This window comes from Rhodococcus sp. ARC_M12 (assembly GCF_022810385.1).
Taxonomy (GTDB): domain Bacteria; phylum Actinomycetota; class Actinomycetes; order Mycobacteriales; family Mycobacteriaceae; genus Rhodococcoides; species Rhodococcoides navarretei.
In genome coordinates this window covers 137,074-156,207 of sequence record NZ_JALGQI010000013.1, presented here as the reverse complement: position 1 = coordinate 156,207, position 19,134 = coordinate 137,074, and the positions used below count along the sequence as shown (strand labels likewise).

General features: G+C 64.3%; 16 protein-coding genes. 8 read left to right on the top strand and 8 right to left on the bottom strand.

The annotated features are described in order from the left end of the window. Positions 1 to 56: 56 nt before the first annotated feature. The 3 genes from MTX35_RS17545 to helR all read left to right on the top strand — a co-directional run bounded on the left by MTX35_RS17545 (position 57) and on the right by helR (position 5,242). On the top strand, positions 57 to 2,252 hold the full coding sequence (locus MTX35_RS17545; protein ID WP_243596197.1) for an EAL domain-containing protein: 2,196 nt from the start codon (positions 57 to 59) through the stop codon (positions 2,250 to 2,252). Between the two features lie 224 nt (positions 2,253 to 2,476). Further along, positions 2,477 to 2,893 (top strand): hypothetical protein, encoded by a 417-nt coding sequence (locus MTX35_RS17540; RefSeq protein WP_243596196.1) that lies wholly within the window; start codon positions 2,477 to 2,479, stop codon positions 2,891 to 2,893. A 135-nt stretch (positions 2,894 to 3,028) separates the two neighbouring features. Then, positions 3,029 to 5,242 carry an RNA polymerase recycling motor ATPase HelR gene (gene helR / locus MTX35_RS17535; protein ID WP_243596195.1) on the top strand — a complete coding sequence of 738 codons (2,214 nt, stop codon included), beginning with the start codon at positions 3,029 to 3,031 and terminating at the stop codon, positions 5,240 to 5,242. Here the strand turns inward: helR and MTX35_RS17530 are convergent. Beyond that, positions 5,203 to 6,102, bottom strand: coding sequence for a LysR family transcriptional regulator (locus tag MTX35_RS17530; protein WP_243596194.1), 900 nt, complete (start codon positions 6,100 to 6,102; stop codon positions 5,203 to 5,205). The two genes, helR and MTX35_RS17530, sit on opposite strands and share 40 nt — an antisense overlap. A 72-nt stretch (positions 6,103 to 6,174) precedes the next feature. On the opposite strand from MTX35_RS17530, the gene dapA reads away from it, so the two are divergent. The 5 genes from dapA (at position 6,175) to MTX35_RS17505 (ending at position 12,596) form a co-directional block, all read left to right on the top strand. Further along, positions 6,175 to 7,119: a 4-hydroxy-tetrahydrodipicolinate synthase gene (dapA, locus tag MTX35_RS17525; RefSeq protein ID WP_243596193.1), complete on the top strand. Its 945-nt coding sequence runs from the start codon at positions 6,175 to 6,177 to the stop codon at positions 7,117 to 7,119. A gap of 6 nt (positions 7,120 to 7,125) precedes the next feature. Further along, complete coding sequence (locus tag MTX35_RS17520) at positions 7,126 to 9,510, top strand: excinuclease ABC subunit UvrA (RefSeq protein WP_243596192.1); 2,385 nt, start codon at positions 7,126 to 7,128, stop codon at positions 9,508 to 9,510. An 83-nt stretch (positions 9,511 to 9,593) separates the two neighbouring features. Next, positions 9,594 to 10,271 carry a GAP family protein gene (locus MTX35_RS17515; protein WP_243596191.1) on the top strand — a complete coding sequence of 226 codons (678 nt, stop codon included), beginning with the start codon at positions 9,594 to 9,596 and terminating at the stop codon, positions 10,269 to 10,271. A 23-nt stretch (positions 10,272 to 10,294) separates the two neighbouring features. Beyond that, complete coding sequence (locus tag MTX35_RS17510) at positions 10,295 to 11,101, top strand: HugZ family protein (protein ID WP_243596190.1); 807 nt, start codon at positions 10,295 to 10,297, stop codon at positions 11,099 to 11,101. Between the two features lie 91 nt (positions 11,102 to 11,192). Continuing rightward, entirely contained in the window at positions 11,193 to 12,596 is a 1,404-nt protein-coding gene (locus MTX35_RS17505) for an NAD(P)/FAD-dependent oxidoreductase (protein WP_243596189.1), read from the top strand. An 88-nt stretch (positions 12,597 to 12,684) separates the two neighbouring features. Here MTX35_RS17505 and MTX35_RS17500 read toward each other — a convergent pair whose 3' ends face one another. The 7 genes from MTX35_RS17500 to MTX35_RS17470 all read right to left on the bottom strand — a co-directional run bounded on the left by MTX35_RS17500 (position 12,685) and on the right by MTX35_RS17470 (position 18,946). Next, positions 12,685 to 13,353, bottom strand: a complete 669-nt coding sequence (locus MTX35_RS17500; protein ID WP_243596188.1) for an urease accessory protein UreD — start codon at positions 13,351 to 13,353, stop codon at positions 12,685 to 12,687. Between the two features lie 6 nt (positions 13,354 to 13,359). Next, positions 13,360 to 14,064: an urease accessory protein UreG gene (gene ureG / locus MTX35_RS17495; protein ID WP_243596187.1), complete on the bottom strand. Its 705-nt coding sequence runs from the start codon at positions 14,062 to 14,064 to the stop codon at positions 13,360 to 13,362. 39 nt (positions 14,065 to 14,103) lie between these two features. Then, positions 14,104 to 14,760 (bottom strand): urease accessory protein UreF, encoded by a 657-nt coding sequence (locus tag MTX35_RS17490; RefSeq protein WP_243596186.1) that lies wholly within the window; start codon positions 14,758 to 14,760, stop codon positions 14,104 to 14,106. After that, entirely contained in the window at positions 14,760 to 16,481 is a 1,722-nt protein-coding gene (locus MTX35_RS17485) for an urease subunit alpha (protein ID WP_243596185.1), read from the bottom strand. Before MTX35_RS17485 ends, MTX35_RS17490 begins: the two co-directional genes overlap by 1 nt. After that, positions 16,481 to 17,113 carry an urease subunit gamma gene (locus tag MTX35_RS17480; protein WP_243596184.1) on the bottom strand — a complete coding sequence of 211 codons (633 nt, stop codon included), beginning with the start codon at positions 17,111 to 17,113 and terminating at the stop codon, positions 16,481 to 16,483. Before MTX35_RS17480 ends, MTX35_RS17485 begins: the two co-directional genes overlap by 1 nt. An 85-nt stretch (positions 17,114 to 17,198) precedes the next feature. Continuing rightward, on the bottom strand, positions 17,199 to 18,479 hold the full coding sequence (locus MTX35_RS17475; protein WP_243596183.1) for an aldolase/citrate lyase family protein: 1,281 nt from the start codon (positions 18,477 to 18,479) through the stop codon (positions 17,199 to 17,201). A gap of 5 nt (positions 18,480 to 18,484) precedes the next feature. Beyond that, positions 18,485 to 18,946, bottom strand: coding sequence for a PaaI family thioesterase (locus MTX35_RS17470; protein WP_374230319.1), 462 nt, complete (start codon positions 18,944 to 18,946; stop codon positions 18,485 to 18,487). Between the last annotated feature and the right edge of the window lie 188 nt (positions 18,947 to 19,134).

The window sequence follows — 19,134 nt, the reverse complement described above, 5'->3', positions numbered from 1 at the left end:
GAATACCATGGGCCCGGTGCCGCTCGTATCCCGAGCTGAACGGATCGGAGGGCCGAATGTTCGATCTTCCGGACGATCCGGTAAGTCTTCGATCCTTCCTGGAACGTTCTCCGGACTTCGTCGCGTTGGCCGATTTCACGGGGAAGATTCTGTACATCAATCCGGCAGGTTCGGAGCTGATCGGTGTCACGGACGTGGCCGATCTCGGCACGTTGTCTGCCCTGGAACTGTTGACCCCGGACGGAGTCGATCTCACCGGCGACATCGCCGCCGGTCTGCTCTCCGAAGGCAAGTGGGAGGGCTACTGCGAGCTTCGCCATCACGTGACAGGCACCGGCATCCCGGTGGTGGTCTCGTCCTATGTGATCAATCGTCACGACGATGGCCCCGACCTGGTTGCCTCCACCATTCGTCACCGACACACGGTAGAGCAGCGCAGTGCCAGGATTGCGGCAGATGCGGTGATCGCGGGTCGTCACGCTCAGGAGCAGAAGGCCCTCGCCGATCTGAGCCGATTCGCCGTCATTGCCGAGCTACCCAGATTGCTCACTGCAGCAACGGACACTGCCGCCACCTTGATCGGCGTGGGAAACTCCGCCATCGCGCATCTCGAACACCCGACCGACCCGTACTTGACCATGGACGCCGCCAGCGGTGCACTCGGCAGGCGTCAGGACATTCCGTCCGGGGACGGTTCGTTGGTGGGATTCACCCTGACGCTCTCGGAGCCAGTCGTGTGCAGCGACAGTCACGCCGAGAAGCGTTTCCGTACCGACACGATGATCTCGCTCGGCCTCCGCAGCGGCGTCGGAGTTCCCATCTTCACCGCCGCCGGAAAACCATGGGGAGTTCTCTCCATCCACAGTGTCGAAGCCCGTCTCTACCGCGACGAGGAAGTGTCATTCCTCAGCTCGGTGGCCGGCATCGTATCGGCAGCGATACGACGCATCGACCTCGAACTCCAACTGCGACGACGGAGTACGCACGACGCCCTGACCGGTCTGCCCAACCGCACCCTTGCATACGAGGTCATCGATTCGGCACTGGACCGAGCCAGACAACAGTCGGGCACCGTCGCGCTCCTGCTGCTCGACATCGACGACTTCAAGATCATCAACGACAGCCTGGGACACGACGCCGGAGACAGGGCGTTGGTCAAGTTCGTCGAACGGTTGGCGTCGGCAATCCGAGACGCCGACACCATCGCGCGCCTGGGCGGAGACGAGTTTCTGATCGTCTGCGAGGGAGTGGATAGCGTTGCCCATGCGGAGGAACTCGCACGACACATCACGAGTTCCATCGCCGTTCCCTTCTCGGCCGAGGACGTGCCCATCCCCTTGAGTGCCAGCATCGGTATCGCTGTGTCCGAACCGAATTCGACCCGGCACGAGCTGATTCACCGCGCCGACTTGGCCATGTACCGTGCGAAAGACAGTGGGACCGGTGGGCATGCAGTGTTCGATCCCACCGATCTCTACGACGCGGACCGCATCAGGTCACTGTCGATCGATCTGCGAGCGGCGCTGCGAGCCGACGAGCTCACTCTCGCCTATCAACCGTTGGTGGACATCGCCACGCGGAAAATCGTTGCGGTGGAGGCACTCGCCCGCTGGAATCACCGCGAACTCGGGCCCATCGAACCGAGCGAGTTCGTCGGCGTAGCCGAAAGAACCGGTCTTGCAACACCGTTGGGCGCGTGGGCGCTACGTACCGCATGCACGGCCGCGGCGCGGTGGCGAACGTTCTCCGACATCGTGGTTCGCGTCAACGTCAGCGCACTTCAACTCCGCGATCCCGACTTTCCCACCGAGGTCGCGTCGGTACTGACGGAGACTGGACTGCCTGCCTTCGCTCTCGGACTCGAGGTGACCGAAACCGTGTGGGTCGCGGACACCGAGCGGGTCGCCGACACCGTCTCGGCCCTGCACGCCATGGGGGTAGCTCTACTACTCGACGACATGGGCAAAGGCCACAGCTCCATGTCGTATCTCGACCGCTACCCCATGTTCGAGTGCTTCAAGATCGACAAGTCGTACATTGCCCGGCTGCCTGCCCCTCGGGCTCGTGCGATTATCTCGGCCATCGTTGCGCTCGCTCGCGCATTCGACGTCACCGTCGTCGGCGAGGGCGTCGAAACCGAGGAGCAACTGGACGCACTGGCCGCCACCGGCTGCGACTTCGCGCAGGGATACCTCCTGGGCCGACCGGTCGGGGCCGGCGCCATTGCCGATCTGCTTCTCGGCGATCGATGAATCCCGGGCCGTCCCGACGTTCGTGATACCGTGCCCAACCAGAGCTACTCGCATAGCCACCCCAGCTGCAGCAGGCACCCGCGTCGCCTCCGTCAGCGTTCCACGGGCAAGGTCCTTCACGGATCTGCGATCGACAATGCTGGTTTCTATCTGCACGCCGTGTTCATGGTTTCCGACCGGTGCAGCAGTGCGCGGGACTGGTGCACACAGGGATTGGAACTCTCATGACCAAGAACCACGCAGACAAGCGCGCAGCGCGGACCTATGCGAGGGCGCACACACTCCCCTATCGTCAGGCTCTGGCGTCGGTACGCGCCGCCCACGCCGATCGAAAGTCGTTGTTGCCCTTCGCAGAGCGTCTTCTGATCGAGGCCGTCGAGGGATGCGGAATTCGACATTGGGCTCGAGTCGACGAATGGGACGGCCTCGGCCGCGCGGTGATCACAGACGTCGGTGGCGAACGATTCGTCGTCGGTGTCGACACCGTTCTACCAACTCTTCGGGACCACCTCGACGACCATCCGGGACTGAAGCCGAACGATATCGACAGTTACTTCGCCGACGAGGCACTGCAACTGCTTCTGTTCGGCGGCGTGATCTATCGACTCGAACTTCACCGCGGCATGGGGCTGACGGCCTGATCCGATATCGGATCAGAGATTGCGTCGCCTGGTGTCACCGGTGCGGGATGGGTTCGGAAAGGGCCTGTCCCCCCTTTCCCTTTCAAGGTATAGCGCACCCCGGGGCTTGCGGCAAGACCCCGTACAGGGCTCAGAATGGCTCGCTGCAACCACGTAGTCATCGATCGGAGTCCTGTGCAACCTGAGCGACCACCCATCTTCGCGCTCCCGGAAATCCTCACTCACAAGAACACCGCTGATGCGATAGGGGTTGATCAGCAACACTTTTCGGAAATACAGTCGAGTATCGAGAAGTCTCGATCAGATACGGCGGAACGTCTGACGATCGTGCAGAAGTCGATGGGTCGGATGGGGCAGGAAGTGATGGAGCGTGACTTCGAGATCCATCGACTGAACGCACGCCTTCGCTCCCTACATCGTTACGGGGTCGATCTGTGTCTGGGCCGCATGGTCGTCGCCGACTCGGTCGAGCCGGTGTACATCGGACGACTCGGACTGCTGGGAACCTCGGGCGAGCAACTCCTCGTCGACTGGCGCTCCCCCGCAGCCGAACCCTTCTTCGGTGCCACTCACGCAAATCCAATGGGGCTGCGGAGTCGTCGTCGATATCGCTGGACGAACGGCTCCATCACCGACTACTGGGACGAGGTGTTCGACCTGACCGGACCGATCACCGACACTGCGCTGGACGATCAGTCGGCCTTCATCGCCAGTCTGGGCACCGCACGTTCACCGCGAATGCGAGACGTGCTGGGCACCGTCCAGGCAGATCAGGACGCGATCATCCGAGCGGATGCCCGCGGCGCACTGGTCGTCGACGGTGGGCCTGGAACCGGAAAGACTGTCGTTGCTCTGCACCGCACCGCGTACTTGCTGTACACACAATCGCGTCTCGGACACAACCGCGGTGGAGTGTTGTTCGTCGGCCCACACGAGCCGTACCTCGCCTACGTATCCGATGTTCTACCGAGTTTGGGTGAGGACGGTGTGCAAACCTGCACTCTCCGGGACCTCGTCGACGAGGGAGCGAAAGCCCTGGAGGAAGCCGATCCGGCGGTAGCGCTGCTCAAGGCGACCACCGAGATGCATACGGCGATCGAGGCTGCTGTCGCGTTCTACGAGCAGCCGCCGACCCGGAACATCATCGTGGAAACGAACTGGGCCGATCTGACGCTCACTCCCGACGATTGGATCGAGGCATTCTCGGCACCCGCGCCCGACACGCCGCACAACGAGGCCCGGGAGCAGATCTGGGATCTACTGTTGTCGATTCTGACGGACCGGTACGACGGCGACAATCCCGTCGAAGTTCGAACGTCTTTGCAGCGCAACGTAGATCTACGAAAGGAGCTCGACAGATCGTGGACCATCATCGACGCCGCCGACCTCGTGGCCGATCTGTGGAGCGTGCCGGCATATCTCCGTAGGTGCGCTCCCTGGCTCGGCTCCGAGCAGGTACGTGCGCTGCAGCGACCCGACTCGGCACAGTGGACGGTGGCCGATCTACCGCTGCTCGACACCGCACGGATGCGGCTCGGAGATCCAGAGCATGCGCGGCGCACTCGGCGTCGGGAGCTCGCAGCTGTACACGAACGCTCGCGAATGGACCGCGTCGTCGACGAACTCATGGCCGCCGATGACGACGAGATGATGGCCGCCCAGTTGCGGCAGGACGGAATTCGCGATGCGCTCGTCGATTCGGCTGGCTTCGAGGATGTCCCCTCGGATCCGTTGGCCGGGCCGTTCGCACACATCGTCGTGGACGAGGCACAGGAGTTGACCGACGCGGAGTGGCAGATGGTCCTGCGCCGATGCCCGTCGGGCAGCGTCACGATCGTCGGAGACCGCGCACAAGCGCGGCGGGGATTCGCGGAGTCCTGGCTCGAACGCCTCGGAAGAGTGGGATTCGACCACATGAACGTCGCCACCCTCGGCGTCAACTACCGCACCCCACGAGAAGTGATGGCCGAAGCCGAGCCGGTGATCCGCGCGGCGCTGCCGGACGCCAATGTTCCGGTCTCCATCCGCAGCACCGGTGTGCCCGTCGAGTACGGCGACGCGGCAGATCTGTCGTCGATTCTCGATCGATGGCTGGACTCGAACGTCGACGGAATCGCTTGCGTCGTAGGCGATCCTGCGTTCCCGTCTTCGGAGCGCATCCGCTCACTGACACCACAGTTGACGAAAGGACTCGAATTCGATCTGGTCGTCCTGATCGACCCGGATTCGTTCGGATCGGGAATCGCCGGTGCCGTCGACACCTACGTGGCGATGACCCGAGCAACCGGACAGCTGGTGGTTCTGACCACTCAGTGCGACGCCGAATCGAGAACGTCCAGCACAGCATGAATTGCCGGGCTGGCGTCGGCGCTGCGCCGCCACGCGGCCTGCACCTGACGAGCGGGAGCGCGCTCGAGCGGAACCGCCACGAGACCGGCACCGAGCAACGGACGCGCGAGACGAGGCACGAGAGCGAGTACATCGTCCGCTTCGACCAGCGCGAGTTGCGTGGAGAAGTCGTCCACGAGATGGCGAACGTCGACCTCGGCGGACGTTTCGGCAAACAGCCGACGAAACCACTGGTGACACACCGTCCCGGCCGGGCTCGTCACCCACGGGTATCGCGCGAGTTCGGCGTGGGCCAACGCGGTCTCGCGTCGGGCGAGTGGGTGGGTTCGCTTCATGATCACGTCGCCGAAATCCGTGTGAATCGGTTGCCGAACGACCGAGGGAGGAGTGGGCACCGAAACTCCGTCGGCGTCGTGCACCAGCGCCAGATCTGCGGTGCCGGAATACACGCTGTGCAGTGCACGGTCCGGATCCTCCTCGCTGATGTGCACCGTCAGGTCGGGATACCGTCGATTCAGCTCGATCAGCGCGGGTGCCAGCAAACCCCGTACCGCGGTCGAGAAGCCGACCAGCCGAACGACCCCACGTGCGACGCCCTCGTCGGCGGATCGAGCCGCCTCGACGCACCGTTCGAGAGCGTCGAACACCTCCCCCGCGGACTCGACCACCGCCCGACCTGCGGGGGTGAGCACGACGCCCCGACCGGCCTGTGCAAGTACCGAAGTGCCGACCTGCCGTTCGAGTCGCTTTATCTGTTGAGAAATCGCCGACGAGGTGTAGCCGAGTTCATCGGCGGCCCGCGCAAGAGTGCCGAGGGTTGCCACAGCGCGCAGGGCATGTAGTGCACTCACGTCGATCATGAAGCAACAGTACGTAGTAATGCGGAAAATGCATCGCTGGACCTCACCTATCGAGCGGTCCACACTCGGACCATGATCACCACTCCGTCGCCGGCCTCGACGATCTTCGGCACGAACCTCGTCGCCATGGCGACCCCCATGCACCCCGACGGATCGCTCGACCGAGCGGGCGTCGATGCGCTTCTCACGCACCTGATGGCAACACGATGCAATGGCGTCGTCGTCGCCGGAACGACCGGTGAAGCACCTACCCTGACGAACCACGAGACCTCGCAGCTGATCGCTCGGGCTCGCAGGCACTCGGATCACGCTGTTCGAGTGATCGCGGGAGTAGGCACCAACGACACCTCGACGGGGATCGAGATGGCCCGGTCCGCAGCAGCAGCCGGAGCCGACGCACTGTTGATCACCGCTCCCTACTATTCGCGGCCCACCCAGGCCGGCATCACGGAGCACATCGTCGCGATCGCCGATGCTGGTGGGCTGCCCGTCATGGTGTACGACGTCCCTGCGCGGACAGGTGTGGCGGTCGAGGCGTCGACGCTCATCGAACTCTCCCGCCACCCCCTCATCGGTGCCGTCAAGGACGCGAAGGGTGATCTGTACGAGGCCATGACCGTCATGTCATCGACGGACCTCGCCTACTACTGCGGAATCGACGAACTTGCGCTCCCCTACCTTGCCTCTGGTGCAACAGGATTGGTCAGTGTCACCGGCAACGTGGTGGCAGACCGTTACGCCGAACTGATCGCGGCAGTCCGCGTCGGCAACCTGGATCGGGCGATCGCAGTACAGCGATCGCTCCTGCCGTTGACCGACGCGATCATGCGTACGACGCAGGGTGCCATCATGGCCAAGGCCGCGCTCGTCAGGATCGGCGTCATCTCCGACGCGACCGTGCGGCGCCCTCTGCTCGAGTCCTCCGTGGGTGAATTGGGTCGGCTCGACGACGCCTTGTCGGCCACCGGAATCGATCAGGAATCGACAGGCGTGCACGTTCCGGTACGACTAGCGTGAGCCCTCATGGCGACGAAGAAGGTCACGCAGGACACGGCACCGCACGCTGCCGACGGTCACGATGTGATTCGGGTACAGGGGGCCCGGCAGAACAATCTTCAGGACATCGATGTCGAGTTGCCCAAGCGGCGACTGACCGTGTTCACCGGCGTCTCCGGCTCCGGAAAGAGTTCGTTGGTGTTCAGTACGATTGCCGCCGAATCGCAGCGCATGATCAACGAGACCTACAGTGCCTTCGTCCAAGGATTCATGCCGACGCTCGGCCGACCCGACGTCGACGTCATGGATGGACTCACCACGGCCATCATCGTCGATCAACAGCGCATGGGCTCCAATCCCCATTCCACCGTCGGGACCGCGACCGATGCCAACGCCATGCTCCGCATTCTGTTCAGCCGAGTCGGAAAGCCGTACATCGGTTCCGCACAGGCCTTTTCGTTCAACGTGGCGTCGGTGTCCGGTGCAGGCGCGTACAAGGTGGACAAGGGCGGCAGGCAGACCACCGAGAAGAAGTCGTTCTCCGTGACCGGTGGCATGTGCCCGCGTTGTGAGGGCCGAGGCTCGGTCAGCGATTTCGATCTCACCGCGCTGTACGACGCGAGCAAGTCACTCAACGAGAGCGCGATCACGATCCCCGGCTACAGCATGGAGGGCTGGTACGGCCGAATTTTCCGCGGCTGTGGGTATTTCGACCCGGACAAGCCGATCTCGAAGTTCACTAAGAAGGAACTCGACGATCTGCTCTATCGCGAGCCGACGAAGGTCAAGGTCGAGGGCATCAATGTGACCTACTCGGGGCTCGTGCCCCAAATCCAGAAGTCGTTTCTGTCCAAGGACGTCGAGGCGATGCAGCCCCACATCCGCGCCTTCGTCGAACGCGCGATCACGTTCACCACCTGCCCGGACTGCCACGGCACCCGGCTCAACGAAGGCGCTCGGTCGTCGAAGATCAAGGGCGTCAACATCGCCGACGCGTGTTCGATGCAGATCAGCGATTTGGCGACGTGGGTGGGTGGCCTGAAGGAACCGTCGGTGGCACCGCTGCTGACCACGCTGGGTGAGACCCTCGACTCGTTCGTGGAGATCGGGCTCGGCTACCTGAGCCTGGATCGCCCGTCGGGAACACTCTCCGGTGGAGAAGCCCAGCGCACCAAGATGATTCGCCATCTGGGGTCGTCTTTGACCGATGTGACCTACGTGTTCGACGAGCCGACCACCGGTCTGCATCCCCACGACATAGAGCGAATGAACAATCTGCTGCTTCAGCTGCGGGACAAGGGAAACACCGTGCTCGTCGTCGAGCACAAGCCCGAGACGATCTCCATCGCCGACCACGTCGTCGATCTGGGTCCCGGTGCAGGAAGCGCAGGCGGACACGTCTGTTTCGAGGGCACCGTCGACGGATTGCGTCAGAGCGACACGGTCACCGGTCGGCATTTCGACGACCGGGCTTCTCTCAAGGAGTCCGTCCGCGAGTTCTCCGATGTGCTCGAAATTCGCGGCGCGGACTCCCATAATCTGCGCGACGTCGACGTCGACGTTCCACTCGGTGTGTTGGTAGTCGTCACCGGCGTCGCCGGCTCGGGCAAGAGTTCGCTCATTCACGGATCACTCTCGGGTGCAGACGATGTGGTGTCGGTCGATCAGGGGGCGATACGAGGGTCGCGTCGAAGCAATCCAGCAACCTATACCGGGCTGCTCGAACCGATTCGCAAGGCGTTCGCCAAGGAGAATGCCGTCAAACCTGCGTTGTTCAGCTCCAATTCGGAGGGCGCGTGCCCGACGTGCAACGGCGCCGGCGTCATCTACAGCGACCTCGCGATGATGGCCGGGGTAGCCACGGTGTGCGAGGAGTGCGAGGGCAAGCGATTCCAGGCATCGGTACTCGAGTACCACTTCGGCGGTCGCAACATCGACGAGGTGTTGTCGATGTCGGTCGCCGAGGCCGAGGAGTTCTTCTCCGACGGCTCAGCGAAATTGCTCCCGGCACACAAGATTCTGCAGCGCCTGAACGATGTCGGGTTGGGCTACCTCAAGATAGGCCAGCCGTTGACGACTCTGTCGGGTGGAGAACGGCAACGCCTCAAGCTGGCTACACACATGGCCGACAAGGGCGGGATCTACGTGCTCGACGAACCCACCACCGGACTGCACCTTGCAGATGTCGACAAACTCCTCGGGCTGCTGGACCGCCTGGTCGACTCGGGCAAGTCGGTGATCGTCATCGAGCATCATCAGGCCGTCATGGCCCACGCCGACTGGATCATCGACCTAGGTCCCGGTGCCGGCCATGACGGCGGACTCGTCGTGTTCGAGGGAACGCCCTCCGATTTGATCGCGGACGGTTCGACTCTGACCGGCCAGCACCTGGCTGCGTACGTCGGGAGCTGACGTGCCACCGATTCCTGGCCGGACTGCCGTGGCCGTCGTCACCGAGAAGGTCACCTTCGGCTGACCGATATCCTGGACACTCCATGGTGACCTTGCTGCTTGCGCTCGTCGGATTCGCACTGCTCGATTCGCTCGACGTGCTGCTGATCGGCGTGACCGCTGCCATCGCGGTGCACGCGAGAACCACCCGCCGGTCTCCTTTCCGAGCCGGGCTGGCCTTCGTCGGCGGAGTGTTCACAGCGACGACCACGTTCGGCATACTCACCGTTCTCGGCATCGACTTCTTCACCGATCTGTTCGACATCACCATCACTCCTACGGTCCGGTATCGCACCGAGCTCGTGATCGGGCTGGTGCTGATCACTCTCGGTGCTCTGCGCACCGCCGAACGGCGCCCACCGGCGTGGGCAGCTCGAGCCGGCTCGAGCATTCCCGTCGTCGCCCTGACCGGACTCACGATCGGTTTGGTGCAGGGCCCGACGGCAGTGCCTTATCTCGCCGGGCTGACGATGCTCTCGACCTACGATCCCCGGCCGCCGTGGTGGCCGGCCATCGTCGTCGTCTACTGCTTGATCGGGCTACTACCGCCCATCCTCGTTCTGATTCTGGCGTCGAGGAAGAGTCGACGTTCCAGACGCGCGTTCACGGCAACCGTGCGGGCGCTGATGCGGTACGGCCCGCCGACGGTGCGCGTCATCTTCGTCGTGCTCGGTGTCGCACTCGTCGCCGACGCGCTGATTCATGCCGGAGACCTCGTCTAGGTCGTCGCCGTAAGCTTCTCCGCATGGCACTCGATCACGGCGATCCCGGTGACGCCCCGTCCGTCCCTCCTCCCCTGGCACCGGTGGTCCACGACCGTCGTCCCTCCGCGGCCGAGGAAGCGCGCACGATCGCTGCGTCCACCAACACCGCAACCCTCGCGAGCCTGACCGCGGACGGCGATCCCTGGGCATCGTTCGTCACGTACGGATTGCTCGACGGCGCTCCGGTTCTGTGTGTCTCCCGGATGGCCGAGCACGGACGGAACCTCGCAGGCGACCAACGGATGAGCCTGTCGATCGTGGCACCGCAATCGCAGACCGATCCACTGGCGTCGGGCCGCATCACGCTGGCCGGCGTGGTGGAACGGCCCGACGGGGACGAATTGACCGCAGCACGCGCGGCGCATCTCGACGGCGTACCAGCAGCGAAGTACTACCTGGACTACAGCGACTTCACGCTCTGGATCATGCGCGTGCATCGAGTCCGCTGGGTCGGCGGATACGGCCGGATGGATTCGGCAACTGCCGACGCGTATTCCGAGGCCGCGCCCGATCCGGTATCGCCGACCTCGGCGTACGCAATCGAGCACCTCAACGCCGACCACGCGTCGTCGCTGAACGCGATGGCTCGCGAATTGGGCGGCTTTCCCGACGCCACATCCGCCGAGTGCACGGCCGCGGACCGGTACGGACTGGATCTGAAAGTGCTCACGCCACGCGGGATCGCGTACACAAGGGTCGGCTATGCGACTCCGATCGACTCGGCTGCCGAACTGCGGGCCGCGACCGTGGAACTGGCGAAGCGCGCCGCAGCCGGCCGACAGGTGTGAGATGCAACCACAGACACGACGACCTCGCCGAGACGTCGCGATGGATGGCGACTACCGTTGACCTCACACAGCAATCGTTAGGGAGCAGGTAATGAGCATCCAACCGCTCGAATCGAAGCGTCACCGCGTCGTCGTCATCGGTTCCGGGTTCGGAGGTCTGTTCGGCGTCAAGGCGCTCAAGAAAGCCGACGTCGACATCACCCTCGTCGCCAAGACGACACACCACCTCTTCCAGCCTCTCCTTTACCAGGTCGCGACCGGAATTCTGTCCGTCGGCGAGATCGCCCCCACCACCCGCGTCATTCTGCGCAAGCAGAAGAACGCCGAGGTGCTGCTCGGAGACGTGCTGAACATCGATCTCGAGGCCAAGACGGTCACGTCCAAGCTCCTCGAACGCATCACCGTCACTCCGTTCGACAGCCTGATCGTCGCGGCGGGCGCACAACAGTCCTACTTCGGCAACGATCACTTCGCCGAGTTCGCGCCCGGCATGAAGACCATCGACGACGCACTCGAACTGCGCGGACGCATCCTCGGTGCGTTCGAGCAGGCCGAACTCTCCGACGATCAAGAAGAGAAGGACCGCCTCATGACCTTCGTGGTCGTCGGCGCAGGTCCCACCGGCGTGGAGCTCGCCGGGCAGATCGCCGAGCTCGCCGATCGCACCCTCGACGGAGCTTTCCGCAACATCGATCCGCGTGACGCCCGCGTCATCCTGCTCGACGCCGCGCCCGCCGTGCTGCCGCCGATGGGCGAGAAGCTGGGCCGCAAGGCCGCCGAGCGGCTAGAGAAGCTCGGCGTCGAAATCCAGCTGAACGCGATGGTCACCGACGTCGACAACGACGGCCTGACCGTCAAGGAGAAGGACGGCACGACGCGTCGCATCGAGTCGCAGTGCAAGGTCTGGTCTGCAGGCGTGCAGGGCAGCCCCCTCGGCAAGCAGCTCGCCGACCAATCCGGATCGGAAACCGATCGCGCCGGACGCGTGCTGGTCGAACCGGACCTCACCGTCAAGGGCCATCCGAACGTGTTCGTGATCGGCGACCTGATGTCGGTCAAGGACGTTCCCGGCATGGCGCAGGGCGCCATTCAGGGAGCGACCTACGCGGCCAAACTGATCAAGGCGTCGGTCAAGGGCCAGGACGATCCCGCCCAGCGGGCCCCGTTCAAGTACTTCGACAAGGGTTCGATGGCAACGGTGTCGCGCTTCAACGCGGTCGCCAAGGTCGGAAAGCTAGAATTCGGCGGTTTCATCGCCTGGCTCATGTGGCTCGCTCTACATCTCTACTACCTCGTGGGCTACCGCAGCCGCATCACGACCGTCATCTCGTGGTTCGTGACGTTCCTCGGCCGCGGTCGGGCTCAGATGGCGTCGACCGAGCAGCAGGTGTTCGCGCGACTGGCCATCGAGCAACTCAACTCCATCGAACGTGCTGGTGACGTGGACAAGCGCACCGCCGAGGTGGAACGGCAACGCGAGGACGCAGCGGGCTGATCGGCCACCGACCGAAGTGTTCGAGAACACGCATCGGCCGACGGGACACCGTCGGCCGATGCGTTGTTCGTTTCGAAGTGTGCGGGTCTCACAGATCGGCTCCGGCGGGCTGCAGTCGGTGTCCCACCGAGGTGCTGAGCGAACCGCCTCCTGCCAGCGACAGCCGGACGGTTCCGTCGGCGAGATCGACCTCGGACGAACGGTCATCGGGATACTGCAAGGTGCTGGACATCGACAGCGGAGCCGACAGCGCGTCGTGCGCAACCGATCCCGCACCCAGTTCCACTCGGTGACGCAACAACGGGCTGTTGCCGACGTCGCATCGCATCGCACTGCTCCAGTGTCCCAACGCTTCCTCGAAGCGGCCGATCTGCGTACGCTCACGTAGCCACAGGATCGAATCCTGCTCCAGTGCAACGGTATTGACCACCGAGTGCGAGGCGTCGGATACCACGACCATCGGTTCGGGATCGAAGATCAACGACGCGCCCGCTCCGACCTCGAAGTGCCACCGCGCGGAGGAGTGACGATGCAGCCCACCGGGCATCGCCAACGAGGCAGCGACACTGCGCACCTCCAGGTGGGCGCCGGCCGCCACCGATATTCTCACGGTGATGGTGTCACCGCCCAGAGGCGTTGCCGCCGTTCCGATCAGGTGAACCGTGTCCGGTCCCGTCTGTCGGCCGGCCAGCCCTCCCACCGAGGTGATGCGTGGGCTCCGGGTGCGGCTCGCGTCGATGCAGAGCTCGGTGTGCATCGACGCTCAGTGCGTGTGGGCATGCGCGTCGGCGTCGGCGATCACCTTCAGCTGCTCCCGCACCCACTCGAGCACCATGGTCGCCGCCGGATCGTCGGTGAGGGAGATCAGCGCAGTCGGTCGTCCCTCGCGCACCTGGGCCGCGTCGCGCTCCATGACACCGAGGTCGGCTCCGACGTACGGGGCGAGGTCCGTCTTGTTGACGACCAGCAGGTCGGAGAACGTGACACCGGGACCGCCCTTCCGCGGCACCTTGTCTCCCCCGGCAACGTCGACGACGAAGATCTGTACATCGATCAGACCGGACGAGAACGTCGCCGTCAGATTGTCGCCACCGGATTCCACGAGAATCAGATCGAGGGGCGGGTTGTTCTCGATCAGATCGTCGATGGCGTCGAGATTGGCCGTGATGTCGTCTCGAATCGCGGTGTGCGGGCAGCCACCGGTCTGCACCGCCGTGATGCGCTCGTCGGGCAATACCGCGTGCCGACGCAAGAAATCCGCGTCCTCGGTGGTGTAGATGTCGTTGGTGAGTACGGCCAGTGAGAGTTCGTCGCGCAGCTCGCGGCACAGGGCAGCCACCAACGCCGTCTTGCCGGACCCGACGGGACCACCGATCCCGACGCGCAGCGCATCGCCTACCACCCGTGCGCGCTTGGGCCGATCCAAACCGTGGTCGTGGGGCTCACCGTCGATCAGGTGCGGGGGCATGTCGAACTCCTTGTCACTAGAGAAAAAATGGAACCGTAATCAGGATACGAACAACGGCCGATCGCGGACGGCGTGGGCTTCGGCGAACATGTCCAGCAACGGATCCGACAACTCCATCAGCTCCGGCAGACATCGACACACCGCGGCCGTCACGTCGTCGCAGAACTCGCCCAACCGGATGGTGCACGCCGCGACCTCGGCCGGATCGAGCGCGAGGAGACGCTGTGCTGCAATCGCCGACCCGGTCATGGTGATGTACACCTGTACCGCGGCCGTGTCGGCAACCGACAGGCCCGCCGCGAGTCCGACGTGCCCAGCGGCAACCGCCAGGTGTGGCCTCCGCCCGATCGACGCCCAATCATGATGCGGCCACGCCGATTTGGCCAACCGAAGCAATCCACGGCCCTGAGCACGCGAGGCAGACCTGGCTGCCGGGGACGGAGTTCGTGCGTCGGATTCGGCATCGGCCTCGTCCGTGCTCGACGACCCGTGCACCAATGATGCGGCAATGGACGCCGTGGTGGCACCGGAAGTCCTGATGCGCCGTCGTAGGAAGGCCTCGAGCGTCGTGATGTCTCGAACGAAGCCCGAGGCGATGGCTTCTTCGACTCCCCCGGAGTGCACGTGGCCACCGGTGGGCAGGCGGGAATCGGCAAGCGAGAGAAGCGTCGTCACTCGTAGTCGGGCATCGGACATCAGAAGAGGAAATATCGCTGCGCCATCGGCAGTTCGGTGGCCGGTTGCTCTGTCCACACGTCACCGTCGATCCGCACGGTGAAGGTGTCGGGATCCACTCGGATATCGGGCAGAGCGTCGTTGTGTGCCATGTCCGACTTCCTGACGCCGCGCACGTTCTTGACCGGAACCAGCCGTCGATCGCAGTTGAGACGTCCAGCGAGTCCGTCCTCGATCGCCTGTGGGGCAACAAAATGCAGTGAGGTCGCGGCGGCCGCCTTCGGCGACGCCCCGAACATCGGACGCGGCAGTTCGGGCTGCGGGGTCGGGATGGACGCGTTGGCATCGCCCATGGCAGCCCAGGCGATCATGCCGCCCTTGATCACCATGTGGGGACGTACGCCGAAGAACGCCGGATCCCACAGCACGAGGTCGGCGAGCTTCCCCGGTTCGATCGAACCGATCTCGTCATCCAGGCCGTGTGCGACGGCCGGGCAGATGGTGTACTTCGCGACGTAGCGCATGACACGGTTGTTGTCGGCTCCGTTGTCACCGGCCAGGAACCCACGGCGAGATTTCATCACGTGTGCCGTCTGCCAGGTTCGCAGAACCACCTCACCGATCCGGCCCATCGCCTGGGCGTCGCTACCGATCATCGAGATCGCACCCATGTCGTGCAGCAGATCCTCGGCCGCGATGGTCGACGGTCGGATGCGGCTTTCGGCGAAGGCGAGATCCTCCGGAATGGAAGGACTGAGGTGGTGGCACACCATCAGCATGTCGAGATGTTCGTCCAGGGTGTTGACGGTGTGGGGACGCGTCGGGTTGGTCGAGCTGGGCAACACATGTGGCTGCGCCGCCACCGTGATGATGTCGGGTGCGTGCCCACCGCCCGCACCCTCGGTGTGGTACGCGTGAATTCCGCGTCCATTGATCGCATCGAGGGTGGTCTCGACGAAACCGGCCTCGTTCAGGGTGTCCGAGTGCAGTGCTGCCTGAACGCCTGCGTCCTCGCACACTCGCAGGCACGCGTCGATCGCGGCCGGAGTCGATCCCCAGTCCTCGTGCAGTTTGAATCCCGATGCGCCCGCTCGTAATTGCTCCCACATCGAGTTCGGATTGACCGTGTTGCCCTTGCCGAGGAGCACGATGTTCATCGGCCAGTCGTCCAGCGATTCCAGCATTCGGGAGAGGTGCCACGCGCCAGGAGTGACGGTGGTGGCCTTGCTGCCTTCGGCGGGGCCGGTTCCTCCTGCGATGACGGTGGTGATGCCTCCGCCGAGAGCTTCTTCCTTGATCTGAGGGCAGATCAGGTGGACGTGGCAGTCGATGCCGCCTGCTGTGACGATCTTCCCGTTGCCCGCGATGATCTCGGTGGACGGGCCGATGACGAGATCGGGATGCACGCCGGTCATGGTGTCGGGGTTGCCCGCCTTGCCGAGCGCCACGATGCGTCCGTCGCGAATACCGAGATCGGCCTTGATGATTCCCCAGTAATCGACAACCACCACCCCGGTGATCACCGTGTCGGGAGCACCGTCGGCGCGGGTGGCTCGGGACTGACCCATCGATTCACGGATCACCTTCCCGCCGCCGAACACGGCCTCCTCACCGGCGTTGCCGGGTCCGCCGCTGCGGTCCTCGGTGACCTCGATCAGAAGATCGGTGTCCGCCAAGCGGATTCGATCACCCGTGGTGGGGCCGAACAACTGGGCGTATCGACTGCGACTCATGCGCGCCATCAGCTGTCCAACTTTCCGGGAGGTGTCATGCTCAATCCGTGTACCTCGCGCGTGCCACCGAGGGGCACGAGCCGAATCGTCTGTTCGATGCCGGGCTCGAAACGCACCGCTGTGCCTGCGGGTATGTCGAGCCGGCAACCGTATGCCCGCTCACGGTCGAACTGCAGAGCTGCATTGGACTGCGGGAAATGCACGTGGCTACCCACCTGTACCGGTCGATCTCCCGCGTTCACGACGATCATCGAGATCACCTCGGCACCCTCGTTGATCTCGATGTCGCCTGCGACGGTGATGATCTCGCCCGGGATCAGGTGGCCGTCACCCCGCGTCGGCGAGATCGGCTCGTGCACCGTGATCAGCTTCGTACCGTCCGGAAAAGTCGCTTCCACCATCACCTCGGGGAGCAACTCGGGAACCCCGTCGAGCACGTCGTCGGCACCGAGAACCTCACGACCCGAGGACATCAGGTCTGCGACCGATCGGCCGTCGCGGGCACCCTCGAGGAGGTGATCGGTGATGACCGCGATCGCCTCGGGGTGGTTGAGCTTCAGGCCGCGTGCCTGACGACGGCGAGCGAGTTCGGCCGCGTAACTGACGAGCAGTCGGTCCTGCTCGTGCGGAGACAACCGCATTGGAGTTCTCCGTCCCGATCGGTGATGGTGCCCGGCAATTCTGACACGCTTGCGACCCGTCGGCAGCGGAGTGCGCCGACGCACCTCATCCGAGCGGCACGGTCACCGATCGATCGAGCAGTCCGCGCAGCACGTCTCGGTCGATGCCGGCAGCAACGTTCTGCAGCTCGGCGATGCCGAACGCGCCCGAATCCAGACCCCGCACCAGAACGCCTGCCAACGCCTGCGCCGTCGCCGGCTCGTCCATCACCTCACCACCCTGACGATCGAGGTAGCTGCCCAACCGAGCAGCAGCGACCGGCATGGACTGACGGAAGAAGCAGAAGGTGGCAAGCCACCGTGTCACCAGATGCCCAGGATGCATGTCCCACCCCTGATAGAAACCGCGCTCGAGGGATCTGGTGACCAGATCGAAATGCCGCCGAGCGGATGACGCGACCTGATCGGGATCGCCGGTCGGCACCACCTGGGTCGAGCCGTCACACACCCATACCCCGGTCTGCGCCGCCGCCACCAACATGACGTTCTTCGCATGGTCTGCCACCGGATGCGCCAATGATTGCTGCGCAGAAGTGATTCCGCAGGCGGCGCTGTAGTCGTAGGTCCCGTAGTGCAGGGCGGTGCAGCGGCCGTCCGCCCGAGCGATCGCCCGCGCGAGCGTCGTCGTGCCATCGGCCCCGATCACCGCCTGTGGGCTCTCGATCTGCAACTCGAACCGAAGCGCGCGATCCGGTAGACCATGGGCCCGCTCGAGTTCCTCGCACACAGCCACCACTGCGGCCACCTGCTGGACGGCGCGCAGCTTGGGTACGGTGAACACGAAGCCGTCGGGCACTCCCCCGGCTCCCTCCAGAACGAGCTCGAGGGTGCGAATACCACGCCGACGCTCATGTGCAGCAAGCCCTTTGGCGCGTACTCCGAGCCATGTCGGGCCCGCTGGATCCAGCGCCAACGCCGACAGCGCGGCACCGGCTGCGCGCGCATGACCGTCCTCGACGGCGTCCGACCGCCACCCGTAGCCGTCCTCGAAGTCGAATCTGAGATCTTGAACGGGAGCACTGCCGAGCCGGTCACGCACAAGGGGCAGTGCGTCGGCGGTGTCGAGTCCCGCGAATGCCTCGGGGTTGGCGTCCAGGATGGCCAGGGCGGCCGCGCCCCATTCGTCCGGCACGGCAGCCGAAGCGTCCGCGGCCGATACGTAGACGGTGTGCGAAGGCTGACCGCCGATTCGGTCACCCGGATAGTGCTGTGCCAGTTCGTCATCGATGGGACCGAACAGTGACTCCAGGCGATCGAACGCGTCGGGGGTCAATGCGGTGCCCCTGGACTCGGAGGAGGATTCGGCGTTGTCGCTGTGTCCGGTCATGGGCCTCACTGTCCCAGATGCGCGGTGTTTTCGACATTCGCGAGCCGGACCTTGCCCTGGGCGACAAGGCGTCCGTTCTCGTCCGTCATGTCGACCTGCCAGAGCTGCTGGGTGCGACCCCGGTGAATCGGATGTCCATGCGCGGTCAGGGTTCCCGAGCGCGTTGCGCGCAGGAAATCGGTGTTGTTGTTGGTTCCGACCACGTGTCCGCGCGCGCCGAACCACGCCGATCCACCGATACTGGCCACCGATTCGACCACCGAGCACAGCACGCCCCCGTGCATGATTCCGGCCGGTTGATGAAGCTGCGGGGTGACGGTCCATTCCGCGCGCACCTCGTCGCCGGACACCTCGAGGTATCGCAGGCCGACTACCCCGTCGAATCCTCGTGCACACAGTTCTGTGAGCTGCTCCGGCGTCATGGTGTCGAAGGTGCTCTCCCCAGTAATGCCGTTCGAGTCCGTCATAGCTCTGCCTCCGGTGGCGTCGAAATGGTCCGGCCGACTCGACTGTCGACTCCGACTCAGAGATACACGACGATCGACCCACGAAAATCGGTGGGCCTCTCGTTCGCTGAGAACGAGAGGCCCACCGTGGCAAGGACCGGGAGTCACTGCAGCCCTCAGGACTCCGGCGCGGTCCGTTGGTACCAAGT

Coding starts and splice junctions, on each gene's coding strand:
- MTX35_RS17485 (WP_243596185.1), bottom strand. CDS start 16,481: ATGGCGCGCATGAGTCGCAGTCGATACGCCCAGTTGTTCGGCCCCACC.
- MTX35_RS17520 (WP_243596192.1), top strand. CDS start 7,126: ATGGCGACGAAGAAGGTCACGCAGGACACGGCACCGCACGCTGCCGAC.
- MTX35_RS17540 (WP_243596196.1), top strand. CDS start 2,477: ATGACCAAGAACCACGCAGACAAGCGCGCAGCGCGGACCTATGCGAGG.
- MTX35_RS17505 (WP_243596189.1), top strand. CDS start 11,193: ATGAGCATCCAACCGCTCGAATCGAAGCGTCACCGCGTCGTCGTCATC.
- MTX35_RS17500 (WP_243596188.1), bottom strand. CDS start 13,353: ATGCACACCGAGCTCTGCATCGACGCGAGCCGCACCCGGAGCCCACGC.
- ureG (WP_243596187.1), bottom strand. CDS start 14,064: ATGCCCCCGCACCTGATCGACGGTGAGCCCCACGACCACGGTTTGGAT.
- MTX35_RS17490 (WP_243596186.1), bottom strand. CDS start 14,760: ATGTCCGATGCCCGACTACGAGTGACGACGCTTCTCTCGCTTGCCGAT.
- MTX35_RS17530 (WP_243596194.1), bottom strand. CDS start 6,102: ATGATCGACGTGAGTGCACTACATGCCCTGCGCGCTGTGGCAACCCTC.
- MTX35_RS17480 (WP_243596184.1), bottom strand. CDS start 17,113: ATGCGGTTGTCTCCGCACGAGCAGGACCGACTGCTCGTCAGTTACGCG.
- helR (WP_243596195.1), top strand. CDS start 3,029: ATGGCTCGCTGCAACCACGTAGTCATCGATCGGAGTCCTGTGCAACCT.
- MTX35_RS17545 (WP_243596197.1), top strand. CDS start 57: ATGTTCGATCTTCCGGACGATCCGGTAAGTCTTCGATCCTTCCTGGAA.
- MTX35_RS17470 (WP_374230319.1), bottom strand. CDS start 18,946: ATGACGGACTCGAACGGCATTACTGGGGAGAGCACCTTCGACACCATG.
- dapA (WP_243596193.1), top strand. CDS start 6,175: ATGATCACCACTCCGTCGCCGGCCTCGACGATCTTCGGCACGAACCTC.
- MTX35_RS17515 (WP_243596191.1), top strand. CDS start 9,594: ATGGTGACCTTGCTGCTTGCGCTCGTCGGATTCGCACTGCTCGATTCG.
- MTX35_RS17475 (WP_243596183.1), bottom strand. CDS start 18,479: ATGACCGGACACAGCGACAACGCCGAATCCTCCTCCGAGTCCAGGGGC.
- MTX35_RS17510 (WP_243596190.1), top strand. CDS start 10,295: ATGGCACTCGATCACGGCGATCCCGGTGACGCCCCGTCCGTCCCTCCT.